The sequence below is a fragment of the Lacihabitans soyangensis genome (genome assembly GCF_024343775.1).
Lineage (GTDB): Bacteria > Bacteroidota > Bacteroidia > Cytophagales > Spirosomataceae > Leadbetterella > Leadbetterella soyangensis.
The window spans coordinates 1-396 of the sequence record NZ_RJUF01000166.1 but is presented as its reverse complement, the minus strand read 5'-3'; the positions used below and the strand labels follow the sequence as shown (position 1 = coordinate 396).

General features: G+C 41.2%; 1 protein-coding gene. It reads right to left on the bottom strand.

The genetic code is table 11. The features are described from left to right. Positions 1 to 375, bottom strand: a 375-nt coding sequence (locus EGI31_RS15265; RefSeq protein WP_255038013.1) for a PKD-like domain-containing protein, incomplete at its 3' end; no start/stop codon positions are given. Positions 376 to 396 lie beyond the last annotated feature (21 nt).

The window sequence follows — 396 nt, the reverse complement described above, 5'->3', positions numbered from 1 at the left end:
CGAACATCCATTAGCATTGCTAACAGTGAGTGTATAAGTACCATTAGCAGCAATAGAGACATTACTGATACTAGGATCCTGAATAGAAGAACTAAACGAATTTGGTCCACTCCATGCATAACTACTCATACCTGCTACTGAATTGAATGATAAAGTCGTACCAACACATTTTGGTGAGTCTGAGCTCGGATTTGGTATCGGTAAAGCATTTATTGCCACACTTATGGTCGCACTCCCACTACAGCCATTTGCGTTTGTAACAGTCAAGGTATAGGTACCATTTGCAGCGGTGGTCACATTGCTGATGTTTGGGTTTTGTGTGTTCACAATGAACGAATTTGGTCCACTCCATGCATAACTACTCATTCCTGCCACTGAATTGAATGATAAAGTCGT